4 protein-coding genes and 6 pseudogenes are annotated in these 8,211 nt (G+C 56.0%); 5 read left to right on the plus strand and 5 right to left on the minus strand.

All coding sequences use genetic code 11. The annotated features are described in order from the left end of the window. The 4 genes and pseudogenes from GTF44_RS21540 to GTF44_RS21555 form a co-directional block, all read right to left on the minus strand. Positions 1–1,988, minus strand: a pseudogene (locus GTF44_RS21540) (hypothetical protein); the annotation flags it as partial. Between the two features lie 1,287 nt (positions 1,989–3,275). Beyond that, positions 3,276–3,634 (minus strand): annotated as a pseudogene (locus tag GTF44_RS22315) (transposase); the annotation flags it as partial. A gap of 321 nt (positions 3,635–3,955) precedes the next feature. Further along, positions 3,956–4,384 (minus strand): DUF5615 family PIN-like protein, encoded by a 429-nt coding sequence (locus GTF44_RS21550; protein WP_171563410.1) that lies wholly within the window; start codon positions 4,382–4,384, stop codon positions 3,956–3,958. A gap of 16 nt (positions 4,385–4,400) precedes the next feature. Next, entirely contained in the window at positions 4,401–5,066 is a 666-nt protein-coding gene (locus GTF44_RS21555; protein ID WP_171563412.1) for a DUF433 domain-containing protein, read from the minus strand. A gap of 283 nt (positions 5,067–5,349) precedes the next feature. On the opposite strand from GTF44_RS21555, the pseudogene GTF44_RS22320 reads away from it, so the two are divergent. The 5 genes and pseudogenes from GTF44_RS22320 to GTF44_RS22330 all read left to right on the plus strand — a co-directional run. Next, positions 5,350–5,484 (plus strand): annotated as a pseudogene (locus GTF44_RS22320) (IS5/IS1182 family transposase); the annotation flags it as partial. Positions 5,485–5,856: 372 nt separating this feature from the next. Next, complete coding sequence (locus GTF44_RS22690; RefSeq protein WP_367383445.1) at positions 5,857–6,033, plus strand: ABC transporter permease subunit; 177 nt, start codon at positions 5,857–5,859, stop codon at positions 6,031–6,033. Between the two features lie 101 nt (positions 6,034–6,134). Further along, positions 6,135–6,488: pseudogene (locus GTF44_RS22695) on the plus strand (IS5 family transposase); the annotation flags it as partial. Positions 6,489–6,516: 28 nt separating this feature from the next. Then, on the plus strand, positions 6,517–6,795 hold the full coding sequence (locus GTF44_RS22700) for a hypothetical protein (RefSeq protein ID WP_367383470.1): 279 nt from the start codon (positions 6,517–6,519) through the stop codon (positions 6,793–6,795). A 497-nt stretch (positions 6,796–7,292) separates the two neighbouring features. After that, positions 7,293–7,478: pseudogene (locus GTF44_RS22330) on the plus strand (hypothetical protein); the annotation flags it as partial. A 48-nt stretch (positions 7,479–7,526) separates the two neighbouring features. On the opposite strand, the pseudogene GTF44_RS22705 reads toward GTF44_RS22330, so the two are convergent. Beyond that, positions 7,527–7,772: pseudogene (locus GTF44_RS22705) on the minus strand (autotransporter domain-containing protein); the annotation flags it as partial. Between the last annotated feature and the right edge of the window lie 439 nt (positions 7,773–8,211).

An 8,211-nucleotide genomic window follows, 5' to 3' on the forward strand; every position in this document is an offset into this window, starting at 1 on the left:
TGCACGCTTAAGACGACAGAGCCGTCATTATTGGTCACATCACCTGCGATGGTCACCACGGTGGGTGTGTCACTTTCCCCGCCAAAGACGTGAAACTCAGACTCGGAGTCGATCTCCATATCCTTATCCACCTCGACACGCTCCCAGTTTCTGAGGTGAGTCTCCGTGGCCGTCATGACTATCGGGCCATAGATACGGCCCTCGAGCGGGACATCCGGGGCATCGGGCGGGCCAATGAACGTCAGTTCATCATTACCGCCCACCCCACCGTCCAGAATGTAACGCCCCTCATCGAGGGTTAGGGTTTCAATAGTGACTGTATCGTTGCCTTCGCCGGCATAAATATCACCGGTGAAGCTGCCCACGCTTCTCAGCGTCAGGGTATCGTCTCCCGCCCCAAGAAGAATATCGCCGGTGATTGTCCCCCGCGAGGTGATCGTCGTATCGCCATCCCCGTCTTCTATTGCAAGACCAGACGCCTCCCCATTCACATCGGCGCTGCCGGCGATCCTGATCTCCCCCTTGACGCCGGGGAGACCGGAGCGGGAGATCGTTCGGATCGCTGCGGCGTTCCCAATTCCGCCCGTCACGGACCCGTCGACGCGTATGTCAAAGTCTGTCGCACTCTCAGCCCGGATCCCGTCTGCATCCTCTCCGGAAGCCTCGACAGTACTGCTGCCTCCCAGATGGACACTTGCCGTCGCGGCTGCTGAAAACGCGTTAAGCCCATGCGCTTCTTTCCCACGCGTTTCAACCTTGCCGTTGTACATATACACTTCTGCAGCGCCATAGACCGTGTGGATCGCAGAAACCCCATGGGCTCCTTCACCGGAAGTCTCGATATCAGCTGTATTGCCTACTACCGCCGTCGCCGTTTTGTTCCCCCTGTTATAGCTCCACGCAAAAACCGCATGGGCATTTTTCCCCTCCGTGGTGACCTTGCTGTTGCCCGTCACTTCCACTTTCGCCGTGCCACTGCCGTTGGAGCTCGCCACAATCCCATAGCCATTGTTACTCTTTGTTAAGATCTCCCCGCCGCTCATTTTCGCAAGCGCCACCGCCTTATCTGCGTCGATCGTCGCATTCGCCTCGATATACGCCCAAATCCCGTACGTATTGTTCGGCATGAATCCTAGAACAGCAGCAGTTGCTTCATCCGAGCGGACATTCGTGGTGATCGTGCCGCCGCTCATTTCTGCGATTGCCAAGCCAGTGCCATTGGTCTGCACAAACATTCCATAGGCACGGTGACCGTCCGTTATGATATCCCCGCCCCTCATGATCGCCGTCGCCGTGGCGTCGCTATCCTGATTACTGATCTGCGCATAAACCGCGTACGCCTGCGACCCGTTATTCATGGTGATCGTGCCACCCTCCATCTCCGCGGTCGCATTGCCCCAGCCCCCCTCGCCATTCACCTGGCTGATATTTGCCCAAAGCCCGTAAGAATTGCCGTCCAGGATCGCGCCGTCAGCACCACGAACGTTTGCCCCACTAGTGGTGATTTTCGTTTCCTCACCCTCCATCACAACATGCGCATTGCCACTACCCTTATTGCTCGCCAAAACCCCATGAGCCTGCCTGTCGCTTGTAGTGATAGTCGCTCCGTCTTTCACGTTCACGGTCACGTTAGCGTCACTACCCGCGACGCCGATCTCTGAAAAAATCGCCATAGCATTTGCGCTAGTCGTGGCAATCCTACCGGACTCCATTTGCACAGCAATATCGGCTCCGTTCTCCGCAGTTGTTTTCGCGAACACCCCAAAGCCGTCGTTCGTGACGTCAGCATTATTGAGATTCAGAGTGAGCCCGTCCGATCCGACGTGATAGGTGATGCCGTTAGTGTATGGGGTAGCCCCGTCACATGTGATGGTGGAAATGCCTGAACAGCCTGCCTGAGCCGCGACGCCGGAGAACAGCACCGCAGCCGTCGCCACGACAGAAAGCCCTGGCGCAATGCTCGCCACCCGGCCCTTGAACTTGGTCAAACGACCTCCCCGAACCAAAACAGTAAGTGGGCGAAGGGCTGGTTGGGTATCTGAGGACTGGTTTGTCATTTTGAAACTCTCCTGTGAGGGACTTGAGCACAATCGAGGCAAGGCACCGCCCTGCCCGTCAGGCAGTCAGTGGGTTGGCATAAATGCGGGCATAGGTATGGGGATCGGCCAGAGGCGTTGTTTGAGCCTCAAGCGGAAGCAAACCACAGTTGGCGGTCGGCTGCGTTGCTTTCGCGCCGTCCGTTCTGATTGTGGAGAAAAGTTTAAAGGCGTTGCTGCTGATCTCGTACCGGTGACCGCCAGATCGCGTGTCACTGGAAGCGAGTACAACCGCATCAGGCCATCCAGGCCGGAAGCCGTGATCAGACTACCAATTGGTCCGCGAGCAATGGCCGGCCTGCGGCCGGATGTCAGATTGTCAGGATGATGTAACCGGTGATTGCTGCTGTCTGAGTCAAGGCGCAGTAGCGGCCCGATGAACCGATGAACCGATGAACCGATGAACCGATGAACCGATGAACCGATGATACATCGGGCCTACTCGGGTCGCAAGTAACGGGCTGAATTTATCGCGGATTTTGGTGATCTTTGATCGAACATTCGAGTGGCCTTTTACCGAGGTATTCACGCCCACTTGAAGTCTCCCGATCTAACCTTTGCAAAAGGCACCTGTCCAAATCAGCTTAGAGAAAGAAGCAACGCCACATGAGGCGCCGCTTCTTTCCCAAGGCCCTCGCTCCAAGGCCTTTTTGATCGCCCGCAAACGCCGCAAATCCTTCTTTGCCTTACCTAATCTTAGAACCGGGCCGCCCTATTGAGAAATTCCAAAACCCTATGCTTAGATAGGCATCCGCTATGATTGGGTCTGCGCGTGTGAGGCCTTCTTTTTGTCTTCGCCGCCTAGAGCGTTATGCGAAAAACCTGAACACCTAACACTGCCTGGTATCAAAGATTTCAACGCGTGAGGTGATACGATCTGTTTCAGATATTTCGTCAAACGCTCTAAACAGATTTCGACAGGACGAAACAGACCGGTGTGAGCAAAGCTGTGCTAACCCCGTGCCTTCGGGGCTGTTTCCGTAAGAGCGCAAAACGCGCCCGCTCCGCCGCGACAGGTTGCGATGACAGGAGCCAGCCGAGGCTGTGTGGAAACCTCTTTGGTTCTTTGGCTTTAAAGATTTTCTGCTGGTTTCCTTTGGGGCTTATTGCGCTGGAGCGAGGTGGAAACAGAGCTCTTAAGGCGTTTCCCGCCGTGCAATCCGAACGATTCGCCCCAGCTTAGGCCGGAATGGCGGTCAGAAACCCACATACCCCGCGTACGCTGATCAGGGCGATCATCCGTTTGATGTTGTAAGCGAGGACATCGAATGCCATTTCGGTGCGAACGCTCTTCAGCCGCCGCATCCGGAAGTGCGCCGCCCCCATCAAGGCCGGGTCGCGGTTCAATCGGTCGCGCATCTCGTCGACCAGGTGTTCGTTTTCCCATCGGGGATACGACGTTCCTTGCCGGTCGCACAGCCCGCTTTGAGAGGGCAGGTCTTACAGGCATTGGTCCAGTATCGCCGCACCACCAGGCCACCTTCCTCGGTCGTGTACCGGTATGTCAGTGCCTCACCTGCCGGGCATCGGTAGATATCGACCCGCACGGTCCAGGCGCTCCTCGGGCATGCGAGCCTAAAGACGACAGATCTATGTGAGGATTTCAAACCCTGCGCTACGGTGAGCATTGGAGTGAGTGGATACCCCCTCTGTAGAGGACCCGCGAGCACTGTTGCGCTGGCTCGATCGCTGGGTCACGGTCTGCGGCGATATCATTCCATCTGCAGAAACCATCCGCGAGGAATTCGGCAGGGGTAGCATTGCATTCAACCGGGCACTCGGGGAGCTTCGGGCGCTTTGAACTGCGGCTACCCCAACACCCACAGCTCTTGCTCACTCCCGCTGGCGAAGCACCGCATTCAGACCTTGTCGTCTGGAAAATCATAGATCCTGAGAACTACCTGCTCGACGTTCTCGGGGCTAGGATCGACTTCTAGTACTTTGTTCACGAGGTCACCGGGATTTCCGATAAATTTCAGTGCAGTTTGAAAGTATTGAATTTGGCCATCTCTGCCAGAGCCGGTGGGTAGGTTGAGACAGACCAGACCCGCGTGCAACGACTGGCCGAGATAACATGGTGTTTGGCTAGTACTACCGCTTCTGGGTCGAAAGTCATCTGAGTTTCTAGTGACGAGTGTCCAGTCGTCATCGATGATAGCGTGCATTAACTGGTGATCTTTCCAGCCTTGCATGCCTCGTCGGGTGACATGCGCGCTCTCAACATGGCCGGCTTCAATTGCCAATTCGACCAAGGCGATGGACAAGCACTCATCGATAAGAAACTTCACGAGTGCTCGCCTTCGATTAGTGCGCGCCCGCCAGGTCGACTGTCTCTTCTGAGATAAGGCGTCTAGGCTTGGTGCTTGCGCGAGGTCGCCCAGTTCGTGGGTGGGCGGTGACGTATAGCGCGGATGCTTCGATATCCTCGCGGCTCAAAGCCGGAAAGTCCTCCAACGTGGTTGCCAGGCCGTCTATGGCAAGTGCTTCAGCAACCTCGTAAACACTGATCCGCGTTCCGCGCACAACTGTGACGCCACCTCTCACATCCGGGTCTGCAATGATGCGATGAAACGCGTCGTTTAGTCTGTTCAAGCCAGCCATCGCCGCACGTACAGGCTCTCCCAGCGAGAGTATGACACAGCCGCTTTCAAACCGTAGGACCTTTGCGTGTTCAGGCTCGTCTCGAAGACGGGGCCAGTTGTCCTTGGCGAATTTCTCAATCATTCTCATAGCCTCGAGCCGCACCCCCTTGCTCAGCTTGGAGCCATCGGAAGCACCAAAACTGACCATAGGAACGGCGTAAGCGCGCACTGCACGACGTGAGCCGAGCTTTATGCACGCGGACTTGGGAAGCACAGCATCGTCAATCAGGCGGTTGATCTTACGGACAGAGACTCCCGTGACCGCGGCAGCCTCATTGATCAAAATCGCTTTGCTGGGCGAGATCGTATGTGCGTTCGGGTTTGACATGTTTCGTTCCCTAAAACGTTTCCGAACCTCGGATGAGTTTGATATAATCCACTTAAGCGCGCCTTTCAAGGCAACCCCATCTGTCCTCTACGAAGCGTCGAGGTACTACAGATTTTGCTGATCGCTCCTTCGGGTTATCTGCTCAAACCGCCATACGGACTCAAAGATCAGACGAAGGAAATTTGCGCGCTTATCTCATAGCGATATTTAGGCGCTTACAGGCCTTGTTGCCCAAATTGGGTTAGGGACTCTCTGGGTGAATCCAGCTATCGTGCTGGCTGGCATGAGCATTTGGTCCCCTACGAAGTACAAGACCACGAACTGGTCGGCTTGTAATGACGCATTGAAGCGGAGCGGATCGCTGACGATCTGGTTTGATCGAGAAATGACATGGCGAGTGCCACCGACCGGCAAACGACGAGGGTCGTGCAAAGCCTGCTGAAGCTTGTCGGCTTGGATTGGGTGGTTCGGGAAAGATCTTCTATCACGGCGCGATCACACTGCTCGAAGCGGTCTCAGGTTTCCTGCTGGGCGGGCATCATCGGCATGATGGTTGACGTCTGGCTGGGCCGCGCACAGCTCGTGGCCGGGGTGCTCGACCCGTTCATCATGATGTTCTACAGCTTGCCCAAGGTCGCGCTCGCGCCGCTCTTCGTTCTGTGGTTCGGCATCGGGATCGGGATCGATATGAAGATCCTGCTGACGGCGACGATCGTCTTCTTCCTTGTGTTCCTCAACACCTATACCGGCGTGCGCGGTGAGCCGCGAACAGATCGCGATCCTTCGCCTGATGGGCGCGAACGAGCGCCACGTGCTTTTCAAGGTGGTGTTGCCCTCGGCTGTGACCTGGGTTTTCGCCGGGCTGCGGCTTTCTGTTCCCTATGCGCTGATCGGCGCAATCGTGGGCGAGCTTATCGCCTCGAACAGGGGGCTGGGATACCCGCTGGCCGATAGCGAAGGTGTCTAAGCCTGTTTTTGAGAGGAGCCACACTATACTAGGGTTTGTGGACATTCAGGATTCCCATTTGGTTTAAGTTCTGATTCTAACTTCCAAAAGAGGAGGTTTGAATGGACCCCAGCAGATTTGTTCTCACGGATCGCCAATGGTGTGCAATTGAACCACTGTGCCTCGGCAGTTTGACCGTACCGGGGCGTACTGGTGCCGATACGCGTTTGTTTCTTGAAGCAGTGCTTTGGATCGTGCGCACGGATGCGCCGTGGCGCGATCTTCCGCCGGAGTTCGGCAATTGGAACAGCACCTTCGGGCGGTTCCGCCGCTGGGTCCAAGCCGCTGTATTCAAACGGATATTCGATGCCCTGAGAGACAAGCCAGACATGGAATACGCGATGATCGACGCAACCATCGTTAAGGTCCACCGCCACGGAATGGGCGCAAAGGGGGGCTCAAAGCCAGGCCATAGGCAAGTCGAAGGGCGGGTGGACAACCAAGATGCTCGCTCTTGTGCATGCCCTTGGAAACCTCGTGCGCTTCGTCCTCATGCCCGCCAAACGCTACGATACGCTTGGCGGCGCGCCTTTGATCCGGGGTGTCCAGTTCGGTGCGATGCTCGCGGACAAGGCATTCGACAGCAATTGGATCATCGAAGACGTGAATGAGTGTGGCGCAAAGATCGTCATCTCGCAGAGACCGCAACGCTTGCAGCTAATGGCGATCGACAGGGAGATGTACAAATGGTGCCACCTGATCGAAATCACTTCCAAAAGCTAAAGGAATTCAAACGCATAGCCATGCGGTCGAACAAGACGGACACATCCTACGCCGCCATGATCTGCCTTTGCTCCGCCATCATCAATTCAAGATGAATATCCACAGACCCTAGAACGGGTGGCTCGAAAATAAGTTTCGCTCATTTGGAAAAGTCCCATCCAACAAGAGGACTGCACGCCCACAGGCACGCCAGCTTAGATGCAGGGTACGAATGGTACATCACAGGCAGCCAAGGCTGACATGAGGGAAAGTATAAAGAAAAGCCGCAACATGGTTCTGTCTTTCTTCAGTATTGACTACTAATAAGTATTTCTGTCTCCACGCCTTATACGCGGCAAAACCATAGTTAGGGTCTATAAAAAAATAGCTTCTTAGCGCTTCGGATATCCGTTAATCGCGGCTGCTTCCGCTCAACCCACAGAGCAACCATCGGCAGTTACTGATGTTGTCGCAAAAAACGAAATCGATGGTGGACACTTAGCCGCCTCTAACAGCACGTGTTAGGTCGGGTTCAGCGGACGCTCACTATTGTTGGGCAGAAGCGTCCACTCAAGCTTAAGCATGTCTGGGCGATCCGCGTGAGACTCGACCTAGCAGAGAACCACCGTGATCTTGCCCTGTTCAATATGGCGATCGACAGCATGCTCCGCGGCCGTGATCTGGTGAAGATGAAAATCGTCGACAGTGACGGTCCGGTCGGTAGTAACCTTGTGCCAGGCATGGCTTGCCCCGAACCGGAAGTCGAAGTCATTAATCTGATAGCCAGTATATCCGCCCAGAGTGAAGCTATTGGCATCGCCGGAAGCTTCACGTGCACCGACAGTCACACTGCTATTGCCATAGCCAGCAAACAGACCGACCTGCCAGCCACGGGGGTTCTGCGTGTCAAGACCGGCAAAAAAGCCGGCTGTCCTGACCCCGTGCGTTCGGGGCTGTTTTCGTAGGAGCGCAAACTGCGCCCGATACACCGGAGACATAGATGGACATAGTCACGATCGCTGACACCTTTTCTGACAAGAGACCGGTCAAGCAAGGACACTTGTCTCGCCTCTGGTTCCACAGCGCCGCAAGGAACAGGAGGTGCTTTGACGGATCAAAAGGATAGAGGACTTCGGCTGCGTGGGCTCTCGGAACAGAGTTCAGCCTCCCCGGCGCAAGCTCCACGCGCTTCCGTCTCCGATCCCCCTGTTTGAGCAACTGCTTTACGATCCTCCCCAGGGTCATGCTGACAAAAGGGCTCGCACCGCGCGCTGATCGCACTTCAAGCCGGCCTCAGCGATGGAGACCAGCCTGGCACGCGCCCTGATATCGGAGGCGGTGCGGGGGTCTAGAACACCACCTTAAGCCCTGCGCTTGCGCTCAGGGCGCTGGCATCCCCGGCGTTGCCGAGCCCGGTGGCATAGGAGGCCTCGCCGA

Origin of the sequence: Roseobacter sp. HKCCD6576-2 (assembly GCF_013179285.1) — a bacterium.
In the GTDB taxonomy this organism is placed as follows: Bacteria; Pseudomonadota; Alphaproteobacteria; order Rhodobacterales; family Rhodobacteraceae; genus Rhodophyticola; species Rhodophyticola oceani.

Excerpts from the sequence above, each read along its gene's own strand:
- GTF44_RS22700 (WP_367383470.1), top strand. The coding sequence starts at position 6,517 with ATGCTCGCTCTTGTGCATGCCCTTGGAAACCTCGTGCGCTTCGTCCTC.
- GTF44_RS22690 (WP_367383445.1), top strand. The coding sequence starts at position 5,857 with ATGGGCGCGAACGAGCGCCACGTGCTTTTCAAGGTGGTGTTGCCCTCG.
- GTF44_RS21555 (WP_171563412.1), bottom strand. The coding sequence starts at position 5,066 with ATGTCAAACCCGAACGCACATACGATCTCGCCCAGCAAAGCGATTTTG.